Raw genomic sequence first — 17,764 nt, forward strand, 5'->3', positions numbered from 1 at the left:
ATGGGCGAGCGACGGGTCTCCGCGACCCGCGCTCGCCTTTCCCGTTTCGCCGGTCGTCCCCGCGACCGGGTCTCCCGATTTGCCGCCGCCGTCCAAGCCCACCGGCATCGACCCGAACCACCGGCACCGGTGGCGCGAAGCCTCCCTCCCCTCCGGACCCACCGGAGGGGAAAGCGCGCCGCGCCGGGTCATTGCCAGTTGGCAACCATGTCGCAGGCGATGTCGAAGGCCTGCCGCATCGCGTCGACCCGCGCCCGGCCCTGCCCCGCGATGTCGAAGGCGGTGCCATGCGCCGGCGTCGCCACCGGGTAGGGCAGCCCGCCCTGCACCGTGACGCCGCGCTCGAAGCCCATGAGCTTGAGCGCGATCTGGCCCTGGTCGTGATACATCGTCACCACCGCGTCGATCTCGCGATCCCGCAGCTTGAGGAACACCGTGTCCGAGGGCCACGGCCCGTCCACCGGCATCTGCCGCTTCTGCATCGCCTCGATCGCCGGGCGCAGCACCTCGATCTCCTCGCGGCCGAAATTGCCGCCATCCCCCGCATGCGGGTTCAGCGCCGCGACCGAGATCCGCGGCCGCGCGATGCCGGAGCGCCGCAGCGTCCGGTCGATCAGATCGACCGCCTCCTCCAGCCGCTCGGGCGTGATCGCATCGGCCACGTCGCGCAGCGCGATATGGCTGGTGGTGCGCGAGGTCCACATGCCGTCGAGCACGTTGAGCTCGGACAAATACCCCGTCACCCCGAGCCACTCGCCCATGTGGTGCAGCTCGTCGGCATGGGCGAGACCCGCCATGTGCATCGCCGCCTTGTTGAAGGGCGCGAAGACCAGGCCGTCGATATGCCCGGCCTGCAAAAGCTCCAGCGCCCGGTCCATGGTCGCGAGCACCGAGCGCCCCGAGGCCGCGCTCTCGACCGCCACCTCGATCTCCGAGGCGGCGATGGTCTCGGTCTCGTGCCATGCGATGCCGTCCGAGGGCGCGTGCCAATCCCCGGGATCGACCGGCACGAGGGCATGATCCACGCCCGCCTGGCGCATGCCCTGCTCGAGCACGCAGCGATCGCCGATCAGCAGGATCTCGGCGGCCTCGCGGATACCCTCCGCCGCCATCAGCTTCGCGGTCAGCTCGGGGCCGATGCCGCTGGGATCGCCGGGGATGATGCCGATACGGGGTGTCATGTCTTGCGGCCCTCCTCGGCCTGTTCGGATCGGGTCTTGGCGATGTTCTCCACCGCGGTTTCGAGATGCTGGCGCAGCGCCGCCGCCGTGGCGACCGCGTCGCGCGCCTTGAGGGCGCGGACCACCTCCTCGTGCTGGCGCAACGTGCGCGGGCGGTCCGGCTTGCGCCGCGAGGAGATGAAGCGCGCGCGCCAGAGCCGCGCGTTGTACTGCCGCTGGGTCTGCGCCAGCGGCCGGTTGCGGCTGGCGGTGACGATCGCCTCGTGAAAGGCCATGTCGCGGCGAAAGAAGGTCAGCGGCTCGTCGGTCTCGGAGCCCTCCACCATCTCTTGGCAAATCCGCTCGATCTCGGCGATCTCCTCGTCGGTGGCGTTGCGGCAGGCCTGCTCGCCGGCCAGCGCCTCGATCGCGCCGAGCACCGAGAGGTTCTGCTCCAGCGTCTCCAGATCCGGATCGGCCACGAAGGGCCGGCGGGTCGGCGAATAGACCACCAGCTCCTCGGCCTCGAGGATGCGCAGCGCCTCGCGCAGCGGCGTGCGGCTGATCCCCATCGCCTCGGCGAGGTCGCGCTCGCGGATCGGGGCGCCGGGGGCGAGCCTGGCCAGCAGGATCAGCTCGCGCAGCCGTTCGGCCACCTCGTCGCACAGCGTCTTGCGCCCCGAGATCGGCGCCATCTCGGCGAGGCTTTTCGACAGGTTGGACTCGTCGGTCATGGTCGTGTTTCCTTTCAGCGCCCCCAGCGCAGCACGATGGGGTCGAGGGGCCGCAGCAGCCCGATCAGCTCGGCGCGCGTCTCGGGCGGCAGCGGCGGCACCGGGTGGCGACAGAAGTCGGAGCGGATCACGCCGCCCTCGACCATCGCCGCCTTGGCGGCGCGAAAGCCGCATTGCCGGTTCTCGTGGTTGATCGCGGGCAGGATCCTCGTATAGCCCGCGACCGCCCGCGCGCGATCGCCCGCGTGATGCGCCGTCACCACCTCGCGGATCAGCTCCGGGATCATCGCCGAACACATGGTGCCGGTGGCGCCCGCGTCGAGATCGGCGAGCATGGTGATCCCCTCCTCGCCGTCGAGCGGGCTGAGGACGGCCTCGCCGCCCTCGGCGATCAGCGCCCGCAGCTTCGCCGCGGCACCGGCGCATTCGATCTTGAAATGCTGCACCATTTCGATCTCGCGCGCCATCCGCACCAGCAGCGGCACCGGCAGCTCGACCCCCGAGAGCGGCGCGTCCTGCACCATGATCGGGATGCCGACCTCGCCCACCCGGGCGAACTGCTCGTAGCATTGCCCGGCCGTGCCCTTGAGCAGCGCCCCGTGATAGGGCGGCATCATCATCACCGCGACCGCGCCCAGATCGCGCGCCAGCCGCGCCCGCTCGACCACGATCGGGGTCGCGTAATGCGAGATGGTGACGATCACCGGCAGTCGGCCCGCGAGATGGTCGAGGCAGTGCCGGGTCAGCGTCTCGCGCTCCGCGTCCGAGATCAGGAACTGCTCGGAGAAGTTGGCGAGGATGCAGACGCCGTCGGCGCCCTGCTCCATGATGCAGTCGAGCACGCGCGTCATGCCCGGCAGGTCGAGCGTGCCGTCCGCGTTGAAGGGGGTCGGCGCGACCGGCCATGCGCCGGTCAGGGTCTCGGGCCGCATGCCGCTCACTCCTCGATCCGGAAGTTGTCGAGATGCCGGTCGCTGATCGAGATGCCCAGTCCCGGCGTCTCGTCGTCGAGCTGCAGGAACCCGCCCTGCGCCTCCGGGTCGCCCTCGAAGATGTAGTAGAACAGCTCGTTGCCGACCTCGACGTCGAAGACCGGGAAGTATTCGGCGATGGGGCAGTTCGCGTTGGCCATGGTCAGGTGGTAGTTGTGCATCTGCCCGGCATGCGGGATCACCGGCACCTGGAACGCCTCGGCGATGGCATTGATCTTCTGCGCGGCGGTGATGCCGCCGACCCGGTTGGTGTCGTATTGCAGCACGCCGACCGCGCCGCGGCGCAGCAGGTCGGCGCAGCCCATCACCGAGAACTCGTGCTCGCCGCCCGAGATCGGCACGATGTTCATGGCGTTCAGCTCGGCATAGCCCGCCACGTCGTCGGCGATCACCGGCTCCTCGAGCCAGCGCGGCTCGTATTTCGCGAGCTTGGGCAGCATCCGCTTGGCGTAGTCGAGGTTCCAGCCCATGTAGCATTCGAGCATGAGGTCGTTGTCGTAGCCGATCACCTCGCGCAGCGCCTCGACCCGCTTGAGGTTCTCGCGCATGCCCGGCATGCCGTCCTTGGGGCCGTAGCCGAAGCGCGACTTGTAGGCGGTGTAGCCGTTCGCCATGGCCTGTTCGGCCTCGGCCTGCATCTCGCGGATGTCGCGGGCATAGAGCTTGGAGTAGTAGACCGGGATCTTCTCCTTGGTGCGGCCGCCCAAGAGCTTGAAGACCGGCTTGCCGACGAGCTTGCCCATCGCGTCCCAGATCGCGATGTCGATCGCCGAGATCGCGGTCATGCCGATGCCCTTGCGGCCCCAGGCATGGGTGCGGCGATACATCTTCTCCCAGATATAGGCGTAGTCGAACGGGTCCTCGCCGATCACCAGCGGCGCGTACCAGTCGTCGATCGCCCGCTTGACCACGCTGGGCGCCAGCGCGGCGTTGCCGATGCCGATGGTGCCGTCGTCGCATTCCACCTCGACGGTGAGCCACTGGTGGAACCGGAAGGAGGACATCGCGTCGCCCTTCTCGTAGAGCGCGTCCGAGGCGTTGGTGCAGAAATTGCCCTGCGGCGGAACGGTGGGGCCGGTCCAGTGCCAGACGCGGGTGCGGATCGAGGTGATCTTGGTCACGACGCGATCTCCTTTCGTGTGATTTTCCGAATGAGGTTGGTGGTCGGCGCCCCGAAGAGCGCGAGCAGGGTCAGCGCGAAGAAGATCAGCGCGATCGGCCGGGTGAAGAGCATCCACCATTCGCCCCGGAACATCGCGACCGACTGGCCGAGCCGCTGCTCGACCATGGCGCCCAGCACCAGCCCGATGGCCAGCGAGACCACCGAGAAGCCGTGGCGGATCATCAGGTGGCCGATCACCCCGAAGGCCAGCGCGATGATCACGTCGACCTGCGATTGCCGGATCGCATAGGCGCCGACGATCGAGAACAGGAACACCAGCGGCCACAGGATGCGCACCGGGATCGTGGTGATCCGCGCGAAGATCGGCGCGCCGCCCAGCCCCACGGCGAGGAACAGCAGGTTGGCCACGAGCAGCGCCGCGAAGATCACGCCCAGGAACTCGCCCTGCTCGGCGAACAGCATCGGCCCGGGCTGCAGCCCTTGGGTCAAAAGCCCCGCGAGGATGATCGCCGCGGTCGGGCTGCCGGGAATGCCGAGCGCCAGCGTCGGCACCAGCGAGCCGCCGATGGCCGAGTTGTTGGCCGCCTCGGAGGCGGCGATGCCCTCGATCTCGCCATTGCCGAAATTGTCGCGATTGGGCGACCAGCGCCGCGCCTCGTTGTAGGAGATCATCGAGGCGATGGTCGCGCCCTCGGCCGGCAGCACGCCGATGAAGGTGCCGATGCCGGTGGAGCGCAGCACCGTGGTGCGGATGCGCCGGATGTCGGCCCAGCCGGGCAGCTTGACCGCGCGCATCGCGATGAGGTGCCGCTCGGTGTCGAGCCGGGTCGACTGGCGCAGCAGTTCGGCGATGCCGAAGATGCCGATCATCACCGGCACGAAGCCGATCCCGTCATAGAGCGCGTGGGTGCCGAATGTATAGCGCTCGACGCCCGTGAGCAGGTCGACGCCGATGGTGGCGAGCAGCACGCCGAAGGCGCCCGCGATCAGGTTCTTCACCGCCGATCCGCCGCCGATCGTGGCCAGCATCGACAGGCCGAACAGCGTCAGCGCGAAATATTCCGGCGGCCCGAAATCATAGGCCAGCCGCGCCATCAGCGGCGCCGCGACGAACAGGAACACGATCGAGACCAGCCCGCCGAAGGTCGAGGCGATGGTCGCGACGCCGAGCGCGCGCCCGGCCTCGCCGCGCAGCGCCAGCGGGTAGCCGTCGAGGCAGGTGGTGGCCGAGGCCGAGGTGCCCGGCGTGTTGATCAGGATCGCGGTGATCGCGCCCGCGAAGGTGGCCGATCCGTAGATCGTCGCCAGCACCACCGTGGCCGAGATCGGGTCCATGGTCAGGGTGAAGGGCAGCATCAGCGCCGCGCCGGTGGTGGCGTTGAGCCCCGGCAGAACCCCGATCACCGTGCCCGCCAGCGTCGTGGCGACGATGAGCAGCAACAGCTGCGGGTCGCCGAGGGCCAGAAGCCCCGAGAGGATATCGCCCATGTCGCGCCTACCCGTAATAGAGGTTGATGAGAAAGCCGCGCGGGAAACGGACCTGGAAGGCGGCGTCGAAGAACAGCACCACCGCGACCGGCGCCACGAGGCCGAGACCGATCAGCACCAGCGGCCGCCTTTCGCCCCAGCACCAGGCGAGGCCGGCGCAGCCGATCATCAGCGCGAACAGGAAATCGCCGATCAGCGCCAGCCCGCCGAACAGGCCGAGCATCAGCACCGAGAGATGGAACTCGCGCGGCAGCGCGCCGGGGCGCTCTTGCCCGGCATGGCGCGCCTGCCACAGGCCGATCAGCGACAGCGCGATGATGATGCCGGCCACCAGCCGCGGAAACGCGCCCGGCTGAAAGCCGCGGATCAGCATCGGCGGCACCTCCTTGAAGGTGTAGGACCAGCCATAGGCGAAGCCGGCGATCAGCGCGCAGGCGATCAGCGGCAGGAATGACGAATATCGGGCCCTCATGCGGGTACTCCTCCCCGGGGGTGAACGGAGCGGGACGGCCGCCCCTCCCGGGCGGCCGTCCGTCGGGCCGGCTCAGCCGCCGATATAGCCGAGTTCGACCAGCGCCTCGCGCATCCGGGCGACCGAGTTGTTCATCTGCGCGCCCCAGACCTCGGCATCCGCGACCGAGCTTTCGTCGAGACCCTGGCTTTCGAGGAACTCGAGATATTCGGGCGACTTCATGCCCTCCATCATCGCCGCGCGGATCTGCTCGACCACGGCCTCGGGCGTGCCCTCCTTGACGGCGAAGCCGCGCACGGTAGCGAAATCGGCGTCGATGCCGAGATCGGCGGTGGTCGGGGTGTCGGGCGCGGTGGCGAGGCGCTCCGCGCCCATCACGACCATCGGGCAGATCTCGCCCGCCTCGATCTGCGCCACCGCCTCGCCGTAGTTCAGCACGCCCACGTCGACATTGCCGCCGACGAGGTTGGTCAGCAGGTCGCCGCCGCCCTCGAAGGGAATGATGTCGGGCTGCGCCAGACCCGCCGCCTTGGCGAACATGAAGGCCGAGACGTCGTCGATATTGGCGACATGGGTGACGCCGTAGGACATCGACTCCTGCTTCTGGGCGTCGATGAAGGCCTGGGTGTCCTCGTGGACGCCGCATTTGGCCATCAGCACCTGCGGGTCGTTGGTGCCGCGCGCGATCGGGATCAGACCCTCGGCGCCGCTGGCGCCGTTCTTGGCCTGCGTCACGGCATGGCCGGTGGTCCAGACGAGGATGGTGTGACCATCGGCGGGCTGGCGGTCGAGATATTCCATCGACACCGCGCCCGAGCCGCCCTGCCGGCTGGCGATGACCATGTCGGTGCTTAGCACCGGCGCCACCGAGGCGATCATCATGCGGGCGGTCGTGTCGGTGCCGCCACCGGCGCCCGAATGGGTGACCACCTCGATGGTGCCGTCCGGATAGGCCTCCTGCGCAAGCGCTGCCACGGGGGTCGTGACGGCGGCAAGGATCGCCGCGGTTTTCATCAGCATGTTCAAGTCTCCTCCCTGATTCCCACTGCACCACGCCGGGTGCCCCCCAATCGTTAAACCGCCAAAATCGACATGTCAAAGTTTTGGCATGCCAAAATTCCGAATAGTGCGATGATGGCTAAATCACGGAGGAAAAGCCGTGGGCTCTCACCCGACGAGGGCGCAAGTGATGGCAGGAGGGCGGTCGGAGCCGCCGAGAGGCGCATTCGATTGGACGCGGCCTAGATTCGAGACCGAGACCGGGCGTCGCGATTCCGCTCCACCCAGCGAGGGCCGGATCTCCGGCTGTCTTCGCCCGACAGATCGGCAATATACTGGCGCAGGAGCCGCGCGCGGTTTGGGCGGAAGCTCTCGCGCGTCGGCTGGACCGACACGATCCGCGCGACGCGGAACTTCCGGAAATCCTGTCTGAGACAGCAAAACGCCAGCACCCCGATGCCCGTGTCGAGATAGACGATGGCGAGGGGATGGATGCGCCGCTCGCTCGGGGCCCCCTGCGCGTCACGATACGAGATGTCGAGCGCGCGTTCATCCCAGCAGGCCGCCCGGATCACCGAGAGGTCTGGCACCTGCTGCACCTGCGCTTGGTGGCGATGCACCATGTGGGTCGCGTGAAGCACCTGCCGCTGCAGGCGTTGCGACAGGGTCGCGGCAATCTTGGCAAGCGCGGAATCGGCGGCCCGGGCCATCTGCGGATCGCCGCGCTGGCGCACGTCGCCGAGGCCGAGCACCAGCGCCTCCAACTCGATCCGGTCAAAGCTCTGCGGCGGCAGCGCCGGGTCCTCGGTCAGAGTGTAGCCCAGCCCTGGCGCGCCATCGATCAGCGCGCCACCGGCCCGGAGGCTGGCGATGTCGCGATACAGCGTCCGAAGCGACACCTCGGTCTCGCCTGCGAGCCGTTCGGCGGTCACCGGGCCCGGCAGGACGCGCAGGGCATTCAGCAGGCGCAACAGGCGGTCGGAGCGGCTCATGGGATCCTGACGGAAACTGGCAGTAGGCTGAGCATATGATGGGAGCCGGATCGACACCACATCGAAAGGATCTTCACCATGCTCACCCTCTACCACGCGCCGCTCAGCCGGTCGTCGCGTATCATACGCCTGATCGAGGAGCTGGGGGTCCGCGACCGGATCGAGATCCAGATCGTGCCGATCCTGCGCAATGACGGGTCGCTCAGCCCGGGCGAGGCGCACAACCCCCACCCGGAGGGAAAGGTGCCGCTGCTCGTACATGACAGCGTCGAAATTTGGGAATCCAACGCCATTATCCTCTACCTTACCGACCTGTTTCCGCAGGCAGCGATGGGACCGGTGGCGGGCGACCCGATGCGCGGACGCTACCTGAGCTGGCTGGCCTGGTACGGCAACGTGGTCGAACCGGTGCTGGTCTTCGGCGCTGCCGAGCTGTCGCACCCCTATCTCGACCGCACCTTCCGGGGCCGGACCGAGATGATTGCGCGGCTGGCTGGCGCGCTGCAGGATGCGCCCTTCCTGATGGGCGAAGCCTTCACGGCGGCGGACCTGCTGCTCGTCTCGCCCTTCATATGGTTCCCCGAGGCCGCGCCGGACCATCCCGCGATCCGGGCCTGGATCGACCGATGCGAGGCCCGCCCCTCGGCGGTCAAAGCGGCCGCCTTCGACGTCGAACTACTGAGCCGCTCCGAGGTGGCTTGAGGCCTCGAAACGGCACCGAACGGAACTCCGGCCGGTGCCGCTTCGGCCCTCCATGACGCATCGTCGCGCCCGACCCGCCGTCCAAAGACCTGTGGATCTGCGCGGGCTGAGATCAAAGCGCCGGCGGGCCGCTACACCGGACACGGCTGTTGTCACGCTGTCGCCCTCCGGACTCGGGTTGCGATACGCGCCACGCGCCGTCCATGTTCGCGATCAGGCGCCGCCCAACCGCGCTGCATTCGGCGGCTTGCGGGCACGGTTTCGCTGCGTTCTTCGGCAGACAGGTGTCTGCAATGACCCGCGCCTGCGTGAAATCCAAAAAATGACTGGCGGCCGCATGGGTTCTGCCTGTCGAATAGCTAAGCGAGGTGGGCAAACCCCTGCCTCGGCCGCAACGGCGCGGCGGTTTCCGTCAGATCGACCCTCCCCGCGTGGCAACGGCGCTGCGCACTCTCCTGACACCCCCCGGATCGCGGGAGCCATGCCCTCTTGGGCGACGCTCTCCCGGATCGAAACCGTCGCGGCCCGGAGAACCCGGTTCCGCCCGAAACCCCGGAGGACGCTATGTCCCGCCACCCCCTCGTCATCGGTCATGGCCCGACGCGCCGCTCCGATATCTGCCGCGCAGCGCGCGCCACCGCCTGCCGCCCCACGCTGGACGCTCTCCTGCCCGCCCGGTCCGGCGGCCGGAACATCGAACCGGGATCGATCCCCGGCGCCTGATTGCCGGACACAGAAAAATATCGAGAAAGCTTAGAAAATGTCGTATGTCGCTCCCAAGGAATTCGCGGTCAAGATGGTCGATGCCGGCGAATCCAAGATATTCATGTCCACCAAGGACACCCTGATCCGGTCCTACATGGCCGGCGCGATCCTCGCGCTCGCCGCCGCCTTCGCCGTGACCATCGCGGTTCAGACCGGCAATTTCCTCGTCGCCTCGCTGCTGTTCCCGGTCGGCTTCTGCCTGCTCTATCTCATGGGCTTCGACCTGTTGACCGGGGTGTTCACATTGGCGCCGCTCGCCGTCTTCGCCAAGCGTCCCGGCTGCACCTGGGCCGGCGTGCTGCGCAATTGGGGCCTCGTCTTCTGCGGCAATTTCGCGGGCGCGATGACCACGGCGATCCTGATGGCGGTCGTTTTCACCACCGGCTTTTCGGCCGAGCCCGACGCGGTCGGCCAACGGATCGGCACCATCGGCGAGGCCCGGACCATCGGCTATGCCGCCGCCGGCGGCGCCGGGCTGCTCACCGTCTTCGTGCGCGCGATCCTGTGCAACTGGATGGTCTCCACCGGCGTCGTCGCCGCGATGATGTCGACCTCGACCTCGGGCAAGATCATGGCGATGTGGATGCCGATCCTCGTCTTCTTCTATCTCGGCTTCGAGCATTCCATCGTGAACATGTTCCTGTTCCCCTCGGGCATCATGCTGGGCGGTGAATTCACCTGGGCGGACTACTTCATCTACAACGAGATCCCGGTCGTGCTGGGCAACCTCGTCGGCGGCCTGACCTTCGTGGGCGGCATGATCTACATGACCCATTTCCGGGAATCCCCCAAGCGCAACGCCAAGTTCGCGCGCAACGACGACATGACCGGCCTCGCCGCCGAGTGATCGTCCCTCACGGGCTCCGCTCCGGCGGGGCCCCTCCCTTCGCCGGAGCCCCGCCATGCCGAAGGACACCAACGCCCCCGATACGCTGCGCGTGTCGATCGGCCAGTTCTCCTCGGCCGGGCGCAAGCCGGAGAACCAGGATTTCCATGGCGCGCTGATCCCCGAGGGCGAGGCGCTGGCGCTCAAGGGCATCACGCTGGCCGTGGCCGACGGCATCTCCTCCTCGCGCGTGAGCGCCGAGGCCGCCGAAACCGCGGTGAAGGCCCTGCTCGCCGACTATTACGCGACGCCGGACAGCTGGACCGCAAGGACCGCGGCGACCCGGGTAATCGCCGCCACCAATGCCTGGCTGCACGGGCAGAACAACTCGGTCGGTGACATCAACCAAGGCCGCGTCTGCACCCTCTCGGCCCTGATCGCCAAAGGCCACGAGGCACATGTCCTGCATATCGGCGACAGCCGGGTCAGCCGCCTGACCGGCGCCAGCCTCGAGCCCCTGACCACCGACCACCGCCTCGCCCTCTCGGCCGAGGAATGCTATCTCGGCCGGGCTCTCGGCATCGACGCCACGGTCGAGATCGACTACCGGCGCGTGCCGCTTTCGGTAGGCGATATCTTCCTGCTGAGCACCGACGGGGTGCACGACTTCATCACCGGAACGATGGTCCGCGATGCGGCCGCAACCGGTGATCTGGACCAAGCGGCGCGGCAGCTCGCGGACGGCGCGCTGCGGGCCGGAAGCCGCGACAACCTGACGGTCCAGATCCTGCGCGTCGACGCCCTGCCCGACGGTGCGGACGCGCTTGGCACCGATGCCGCCCGGCTTCCGGTGCCGCCGCTGCCGAGACCCGGCGACAACATCGATGGCTTTTGCATCCATCGCCAAATCCACGCCACCGCGCGCAGCCATGTCTATCTCGCCACCGGCGCGCAGGGGCGCGATGTCGCGCTGAAGATCCCCGCGACCGAGATGGCGCAGGACGAGGATTACCTGCGCCGCTTCGTGCTCGAGGACTGGATCGCGCGGCGGATCCGTTCCCCGCATGTGCTGCGCGCGGCCGCGCGCGCCGGGCGGCCCACCGCGCTCTACGCCGTGACCGAACTGGTCCGGGGCGTCACCCTGCGCCAGTGGATGACCGACAACCCCGCGCCGCCGCTCGACCGGGTCCGGGACATCGCCGCCCAGATCGCCGCGGGGCTGCGCGCCCTTCACCGCCGCGAGATGGTGCATCAGGACCTGCGCCCCGAGAACATCATGATCGACGCGAGCGGCACGGTGACGATCATCGATCTCGGCTCGGCCGCAGTGGCGGGGGTCGAGGAAGCCCGGCCCGGCCTGCTGGGCCAGCTTCCCGGCACCTACCAGTACACCGCGCCGGAATACTTCGCGGGCGACGCGATCAGCTGGCGCTCGGACCAATACGCCCTGGGCGTAATCCTCTACGAGATGCTCTGCGGCAGGCTGCCCTATGGCACGCAGGTCGCACAGGTGCGGTCGCGCCGCGATCAAGCCCGCCTGACCTATCGCTCCGCCCGCGACGACGACAGCACCCTGCCCGCCTGGATCGACATGACGCTGCGCCGCGCGACCCATCCCGACCCGCTGCGCCGCTACGACGCCCTGTCGGAATTCGTGGCCGATCTGCGCCGCCCCGGCGCCGACTGGCGCGCGGCGCGGCACGTGCCGCTGGTGCAGCGCAACCCCGTCCAATTCTGGCAGTCGGTCTCGGCGATACTCGCCCTGCTCTGCCTCGTCATGGCCGTCCGGATGGGCGGCTGAACCGTCCCACAGGAGGACCGCATGAAAGACCTCGCATTATCCGACGACCTGACCAAGGAGGACGTGACCGTTCTGATCGTCCGGGCCAAGAAACGCGCCGGGCTGAGCTGGGAGGGGATCGCCGAAAAGATCGGCATGTCCCCGGTCTGGACCCATTCCGCGGCGATGGGGATGAACGCCATGCCGGCGGAAAAGGCCGAAGCGCTGGCCACCCTTCTGGAGTTGCCCACCGAGGCGGTCGCGGTGCTGCAGGACAGCCCGACCAAGATCTGGGAGCAGACGGTGCCGACCGATCCCTGCATCTACCGCCTCTACGAGATCGTCGGCGTCTATGGCCCGACCATCAAGGCGCTGATCCACGAGAAGTTCGGGGATGGCATCATGTCGGCGATCGATTTCGACATGAAGATCGAACGGATCGAGAACCCGAAGGGCGACCGCGTGAAGATCGAGATGTCCGGCAAATACCTCGGCTACAACGCCTGGTGAGACAGTAGCGCGGGCTGGTAACAGGCCCGTGCCATGCAGCGATCGGTCGGTCCAACTCGACGACCCCGGCGGAAACGACCGAACGGTCCCGGCTCGGCCGAGAACAGGACGCATTTGGCGGGTCAAATCGGCGCTCCACCGGTAGCGGGCCGCCAGAGACTTGCCCCCTGCCCCGCCCGCGACGGCCAGCCTCTCCGGTGAACCGACGCGGGACCATCTCACCGAAGGCCGAACCCGTCCCGGCTCCCGCCCAGCTCCACCCGCCGATCCAGCCGCAGCCGGTCCAGGAACGCCTCGTCGTGGCTCACCACCAGCAGCGCGCCGTCATAGCCGACGAGCGCCACCTCCAGCGCCTCGATCCCGTCGAGATCGAGATGGTTCGTCGGCTCGTCGAGGATCAGCAGGGCCGGCGGCACCGGGCGGCCGATGGTGCAGGCGAGCCCCGCCCGCAGCCGCTCGCCACCGCTGAGCGACCTGGTCTGCCGCAACCCGTCCTCGGCGCGAAACCGGAACCGCGCCAGCGCCGCGCGGCATTCCATCTCCGGCGCCGCCGGGTTCAGCCGCTTGTAGGCATCGCGCAAGGACATCCCCGGCGCCAGCAGGCCGACATGCTGGTCGAGATAGGCGCAGGCGACCTCCAGCCGCACCGTCCCGGCGCAGGGCGCGCGCCGCCCGGCCACGAGGTCGAGAAGCGTGGTCTTGCCGCTGCCGTTCGGGCCGGTGACCGCGATGCGCTCGGGCCCGGTCATCACCAGCGACAGGTCGCGAATGACCGGGCGGTCCGGGTCGGGACCGGCGCCGACCCGGTCGAGCCGCAGCACCACCCGCGACCGCGCGAGGCCGGTGGGCGCGATCTCCATCGCCAGGGGCGCGACGACCTCGATCGCCTCGCGCGCCGCCGCGACCCGCGCCTCCGTCGCGGCGCGCCGGTCCTCGCGCAGCCGCGCCCCGGCACCGCCGGAGCCCTCGGCCCGCTCCTTCGCCGCATCCAGTAGGACCTTCGCCTGGCCGCCCTTCGCCCGCCCCTTGCGGCCGCGGCCATCCTTGCGCGCCTTGCGCTCGGCCGCCTGCTGCGCCCGGCGCTTCTGCGCGGCGCGGGCCTTCTCGGCATCGGCCAGATCGTGCCGCGCCGCCTCGATCTCGCGCGTCTTCCACGCGCGGTAGGCGCTGTAGCCGCCGCCATAGCGCCGCGCCCCCAGCTCCGACAACTCGACGATCGCATCCATCTCCTCGAGCAGGTCGCGGTCATGGCTGACCACGATGGCGGCGCGCCGCCAGTCGCGCAGCACCGCCGCCACCAAGGTCCGCCCCGCCCGGTCGAGATTGTTGGTCGGCTCGTCGAGCAGCAGCAGGTCCGGTTCGGCGAAGAGCAGCGCCGCGAGACCGGCCCGCGTCCGCTCTCCGCCCGAAAGGCCGGAGAGCGGCGCCTTCGGGTCGAGGGCGAGGCCGCAGCGGTCCAGCGCCGCCGCCATGCGCGCGGGCAGCGTCCAGTCGGCCTCGGCCAGCTCGTCGAGACCGGCCAGCCCCGCCTCGGCCCGGTCGAGCAGCGCCAGCGCCTCGCGCGCCCCGAACAGCTCCGCGATGGTCTCGCCCTGCCCGAACCGGACGTCCTGGCGCAGCATCGCCATGCGCCCGTCGCAGCCGACCTGCCCTGAGCGCGGTCGCAGTTCCCCGGCGATCAGCCGCAGCAGCGTGGTCTTGCCGCTGCCGTTGCGACCGACGAGGCCGCTGCGCTCGGCGCCGAAGACGGCGTCGAGATCGGACAGGACGAGGGTGCCGTCAGGGGCGGACCATGAAAGATGGGAAAGGGTGACGGAGCTGGACATGGGACAGGGCTTCTCGCGGCGATACCGAAGGGCGGAAGGCGGCGCGCACGTGGTCCATGTCGATAGATCTCCTCTGACCGGCGCAGGATACGCCCGTTCGCGCCCTGCGCAAAGTCACCGATGCGGGACGGACGCCCGACCGCGTCCCGGCCGAGGCGTCGCCCCCCTGTCCGCGAGCGGCCGGCCCCGGGACAGCCCGTCGCTGTCCCGGGGCCGGTGCGCCTGTCACGCGTCGAACCGGATCTGCACCTTGATCGCGCTGTTGCGGTCGCTGGCCAGCCGGAAGCCCTGCTCCGCCTCGTCGAGGCCGACCGCATGGGTGAGCAGCGGCTTGACGTCGATCCGGCCCGCGCGCATCGCGGCGACCCCTTGCGCGAATTCCTCGTGGAACCGGAACGACCCGCGCAGGTCCAGTTCCTTGGCGGTGACCAGCATCATCGGCAGCGACATGTCGCCGCCCAGCCCCAGCTGCACCACCACGCCGCGCGGGCGCATCGTCGCCAGCGCCGGCGCGATCGCGGCCGCCACGCCGGTGCATTCGAACAGCACGTCGAAGCTGCCCTTGCCCGCCGCGTAGCCCGCGAGCGTTTCGGCATCCCGCCCGGTGTTGATCGTGACGTCGGCCCCGACCTGCCGTGCCACGCCGAGCGTGAAATCGGTCAGGTCGGTGGCCACGATCTCGGCCGCGCCCGCGTGACGCGCGGCGATGATCGAGAGCAGGCCGATCGGGCCGCAGCCGGTCACCAGCACCCGCTTGCCCAAAAGCTCGCCCGCCCGGCGGGCCGCGTGCAGCGTCACCGCCAGCGGCTCGGCCATCGCCGCCTCGCCCGGGCTCAGCCCGTTCGCGAGTGCGCATTGCGCCGCATCGGCCACCAGCTCCTGCCGGAACGCCCCCTGGATATGCGGGAACGGCATGGCCGAGCCGTAGAAACGCATGTTCTCGCAGTGGTTCGGTCGCCCGGCATGGCATTGTGGGCAGCCGCCGCAGGGCCGCGAGGGCGAGACGGCGACGAGATCGCCGGCCTCGAGCCCGGTCACGCCGGGGCCGCATTCGACGACCCGGCCCGACACCTCGTGGCCGAGGATCATCGGCTCGCGCAGCCGCACCGCGCCGAAACCGCCATGCGAATAGTAGTGCAGGTCCGAGCCGCAGATCCCGCCCCGCTCGATCGCGACGCGCAGCTGCCCGGGCCCGACCGCCTCGGAGGGGCGCTCCTCGACCCGCAAATCATGGGCGGCATGGATGACGACGGCCTTCATCAGGCGCAAGCCCCATGGGCGCGGCGGGCGCATGCGCCCTGCCCGAGAGCCGATTGATGATCGAGTGGCTGGCCCATGTTCCCTCTCCTTCGGGCCGAAACGGCGCAGCCGCGCCAGACCCTGCTTGACTCGTTTTGTTATCGATAACATAGGTGGAGGCAGAGGACATGTCTACACCGTCGGGAGAGCTGGATGACCCAAGGCAACGCGTATCTGGAGACCATGTTCGGCCTGTCCGGTCGGCGTGCCCTGATCACCGGCTCCTCGCAGGGGATCGGCCTCGCTCTGGCCCGTGGTCTGGCGCAGGCCGGGGCCCATCTCGTGCTCAATGGCCGCGACCCGGCCCGCTTGGAGCAGGCGCGCGAGACGCTCGCCACCGAGCTGCCGCAAGCCGAGATCGCCACCCTCGCCTTCGACGCGACGCGCCATGACGAGGTGCGCGCCGCGATCGACGGCTTCGAGGCGCAGACGGGCGCCATCGACATCCTCGTGAACAACGCCGGGATGCAGCACCGCACGCCGCTCGAGGATTTTCCCGCCGACCGCTTCGAGGCGCTGCTGCAGACCAACATCGCCTCGGTGTTCCATGTCGGCCAGGCGGCGGCGCGGCACATGATCGCGCGCGGCCACGGCAAGATCATCAACATCTGCTCGGTGCAGACCGCCCTCGCCCGCCCCGGGATCGCCCCCTACACCGCCACCAAGGGCGCGGTCGGCAACCTGACCAAGGGCATGGCGACCGACTGGGCCCGGCACGGGCTGCAATGCAACGCCATCGCGCCCGGCTATTTCGACACGCCGCTCAACGCCGCGCTGGTCGCCGACCCGGACTTCTCGGCCTGGCTCGAAAAGCGCACCCCGGCGGGGCGCTGGGGCAAGGTCGATGAGCTGGTCGGCGCCTGCGTCTTCCTTTCGTCCGAGGCGTCGAGCTTCGTCAACGGCCACGTCCTCTATGTCGACGGTGCGATCAGTGTCTCGCTCTGATCCCGCATCGACGCCGCGCGCGGGGCTGCGCCCCCGCGGCGTCTCGGCCTGACCGAGGGGCGGCGCATGAGCCCGGGCGCGCGCGGCGCGGCGATCCGGATGTCCGATGTTGCCCGGGCCGTGGGCGTCTCGGCGATGACCGTCTCGCGCGCCTTCAAGGGCGACGACAGCGTCAGGCCCGAGACCCGCGACAAGATCCTGCGAAAAGCGGAGGAGCTGGGCTACGTCTTCGACGCCACGGCGGCGAATTTGCGCCAGAACCGGACCGGCTTCGTCGCCGTCACCGTGCCCACCATCGACAGCGCGAACTTCGCCCAGACGGTGCGGGCGCTGACCCAGGGGCTGGCGCGGGAAGGTCTGCAGATCCTGCTCGCCAACACCGAGTACGATCCCGCGCAGGAAGAGGCCGTCATCGCGCAGCTGTTGCGCCGCAAGCCCGAGGCGGTGGTGCTGACCGGCGGGCAGCACACGCCCCGCACCCGGCAATTGCTGCGCGCCTCGAAGCTGCCGATCGTGCAGCTCTGGGACCTGCCGGACGATCCGCTGGATCACGTCGTGGGGTTTTCCAACGCCGCCTCGATCGGCCTGCTCGTCGATCACCTCGTGTCGCGGGACCGTCGGTGCATCGGCTTTCTGGGCGGCGATTCCGACCGCGATCCGCGCGGGCGGCAGCGCCGGGCCGGCTTCGTCGCGGCGATGGCGCGGCACGGCCTCGAAACCTGTAGGCTGGCCCCGCTCGGCGAGCCGCCGATCAGCATGGCCGCCGGCGCGACGGCGCTCGACGCGCTGCTCGCGCGGTATCCCGACACCGACGCGGTGATCGGCGTCTCCGATCTCGTGGCCTTCGGCGCGCTGGCCGAGTGCCAGCGGCGGCGGATCGCGGTGCCGGGCGCGCTGGCGCTCGCGGGCTTCGGCAATTACGAGATCGGCGCGGTCTGCGCGCCGCGTCTGACGACGGTCGACGCCCATGCCGAGCGGATCGGCGCCGAGGCGGCGCAGCTGGTCGGCACGCTCCTGAACGGCGACCGGTCCGGACCGCCCCGGCGCATCGAGATCCCGCCCGCTCTGATCATCCGCGAGACCTCGGGCGATCCGCGCTGATCCCGGCGCGAACCCCCGGCCAAGACCCCCCTGCCCCACGAAAAAGGCCC

At 69.5% G+C, this 17,764-nt stretch carries 17 protein-coding genes; 7 read left to right on the forward strand and 10 right to left on the reverse strand.

Annotation, left to right across the window (positions count from 1 at the left end; genetic code table 11):
* Nucleotides 1-188 precede the first annotated feature (188 nt).
* The 8 genes from ACRAQ3_RS19365 to ACRAQ3_RS19400 form a co-directional block, all read right to left on the reverse strand.
* Entirely contained in the window at nucleotides 189-1,181 is a 993-nt protein-coding gene (locus ACRAQ3_RS19365) for a 4-hydroxythreonine-4-phosphate dehydrogenase PdxA (protein ID WP_432256818.1), read from the reverse strand.
* A complete protein-coding gene (locus ACRAQ3_RS19370; RefSeq protein ID WP_432256819.1) occupies nucleotides 1,178-1,894 on the reverse strand; it encodes a GntR family transcriptional regulator in 717 nt (238 codons plus the stop codon). The genes ACRAQ3_RS19365 and ACRAQ3_RS19370 overlap by 4 nt, the downstream gene beginning before the upstream one ends.
* A gap of 14 nt (nucleotides 1,895-1,908) precedes the next feature.
* Nucleotides 1,909-2,826, reverse strand: a complete 918-nt coding sequence (locus ACRAQ3_RS19375) for a dihydrodipicolinate synthase family protein (protein WP_432256820.1) — start codon at nucleotides 2,824-2,826, stop codon at nucleotides 1,909-1,911.
* Between the two features lie 5 nt (nucleotides 2,827-2,831).
* A complete protein-coding gene (locus ACRAQ3_RS19380) occupies nucleotides 2,832-4,007 on the reverse strand; it encodes an L-rhamnonate dehydratase (RefSeq protein ID WP_432256821.1) in 1,176 nt (391 codons plus the stop codon).
* Nucleotides 4,004-5,497, reverse strand: coding sequence for a tripartite tricarboxylate transporter permease (locus tag ACRAQ3_RS19385; protein ID WP_432256822.1), 1,494 nt, complete (start codon nucleotides 5,495-5,497; stop codon nucleotides 4,004-4,006). The genes ACRAQ3_RS19380 and ACRAQ3_RS19385 overlap by 4 nt, the downstream gene beginning before the upstream one ends.
* A gap of 7 nt (nucleotides 5,498-5,504) precedes the next feature.
* Nucleotides 5,505-5,969 (reverse strand): tripartite tricarboxylate transporter TctB family protein, encoded by a 465-nt coding sequence (locus ACRAQ3_RS19390; RefSeq protein WP_432256823.1) that lies wholly within the window; start codon nucleotides 5,967-5,969, stop codon nucleotides 5,505-5,507.
* Between the two features lie 72 nt (nucleotides 5,970-6,041).
* Nucleotides 6,042-6,989 (reverse strand): Bug family tripartite tricarboxylate transporter substrate binding protein, encoded by a 948-nt coding sequence (locus tag ACRAQ3_RS19395; protein WP_432256824.1) that lies wholly within the window; start codon nucleotides 6,987-6,989, stop codon nucleotides 6,042-6,044.
* Between the two features lie 221 nt (nucleotides 6,990-7,210).
* Nucleotides 7,211-7,960, reverse strand: coding sequence for a helix-turn-helix transcriptional regulator (locus ACRAQ3_RS19400; protein ID WP_432256825.1), 750 nt, complete (start codon nucleotides 7,958-7,960; stop codon nucleotides 7,211-7,213).
* 78 nt (nucleotides 7,961-8,038) lie between these two features.
* Between ACRAQ3_RS19400 and ACRAQ3_RS19405 the strand changes: the two genes are divergently transcribed.
* From ACRAQ3_RS19405 to cynS, 5 genes are all read left to right on the forward strand, one after another.
* Nucleotides 8,039-8,662 carry a glutathione S-transferase family protein gene (locus tag ACRAQ3_RS19405; RefSeq protein ID WP_432256826.1) on the forward strand — a complete coding sequence of 208 codons (624 nt, stop codon included), beginning with the start codon at nucleotides 8,039-8,041 and terminating at the stop codon, nucleotides 8,660-8,662.
* Between the two features lie 564 nt (nucleotides 8,663-9,226).
* Nucleotides 9,227-9,385, forward strand: coding sequence for a hypothetical protein (locus tag ACRAQ3_RS19410; protein ID WP_432256827.1), 159 nt, complete (start codon nucleotides 9,227-9,229; stop codon nucleotides 9,383-9,385).
* Between the two features lie 37 nt (nucleotides 9,386-9,422).
* Nucleotides 9,423-10,274 (forward strand): formate/nitrite transporter family protein, encoded by an 852-nt coding sequence (locus tag ACRAQ3_RS19415; RefSeq protein WP_432256828.1) that lies wholly within the window; start codon nucleotides 9,423-9,425, stop codon nucleotides 10,272-10,274.
* A 55-nt stretch (nucleotides 10,275-10,329) separates the two neighbouring features.
* Nucleotides 10,330-12,054: a protein kinase domain-containing protein gene (locus ACRAQ3_RS19420; protein ID WP_432256829.1), complete on the forward strand. Its 1,725-nt coding sequence runs from the start codon at nucleotides 10,330-10,332 to the stop codon at nucleotides 12,052-12,054.
* Between the two features lie 21 nt (nucleotides 12,055-12,075).
* Nucleotides 12,076-12,543, forward strand: a complete 468-nt coding sequence (gene cynS, locus ACRAQ3_RS19425) for a cyanase (RefSeq protein ID WP_432256830.1) — start codon at nucleotides 12,076-12,078, stop codon at nucleotides 12,541-12,543.
* A gap of 218 nt (nucleotides 12,544-12,761) precedes the next feature.
* On the opposite strand, the gene ACRAQ3_RS19430 is transcribed toward cynS, so the two are convergent.
* Both ACRAQ3_RS19430 and ACRAQ3_RS19435 read right to left on the reverse strand, forming a co-directional pair.
* Nucleotides 12,762-14,369: an ABC-F family ATP-binding cassette domain-containing protein gene (locus ACRAQ3_RS19430; RefSeq protein ID WP_432256831.1), complete on the reverse strand. Its 1,608-nt coding sequence runs from the start codon at nucleotides 14,367-14,369 to the stop codon at nucleotides 12,762-12,764.
* A 225-nt stretch (nucleotides 14,370-14,594) separates the two neighbouring features.
* Nucleotides 14,595-15,629 carry an L-idonate 5-dehydrogenase gene (locus ACRAQ3_RS19435; RefSeq protein WP_432256832.1) on the reverse strand — a complete coding sequence of 345 codons (1,035 nt, stop codon included), beginning with the start codon at nucleotides 15,627-15,629 and terminating at the stop codon, nucleotides 14,595-14,597.
* Nucleotides 15,630-15,821: 192 nt separating this feature from the next.
* Here ACRAQ3_RS19435 and ACRAQ3_RS19440 point away from each other — a divergent pair, with 192 nt between their 5' ends.
* Together ACRAQ3_RS19440 and ACRAQ3_RS19445 are read left to right on the forward strand one after the other, a co-directional pair.
* Entirely contained in the window at nucleotides 15,822-16,613 is a 792-nt protein-coding gene (locus ACRAQ3_RS19440; protein ID WP_432256833.1) for an SDR family oxidoreductase, read from the forward strand.
* Nucleotides 16,614-16,679: 66 nt separating this feature from the next.
* On the forward strand, nucleotides 16,680-17,714 hold the full coding sequence (locus ACRAQ3_RS19445; protein ID WP_432256834.1) for a LacI family DNA-binding transcriptional regulator: 1,035 nt from the start codon (nucleotides 16,680-16,682) through the stop codon (nucleotides 17,712-17,714).
* Nucleotides 17,715-17,764: the final 50 nt, after the last annotated feature.

It is taken from the genome of Limimaricola sp. AA108-03 (genome assembly GCF_050847355.1).
Classification (GTDB): Bacteria; Pseudomonadota; Alphaproteobacteria; order Rhodobacterales; family Rhodobacteraceae; genus Limimaricola.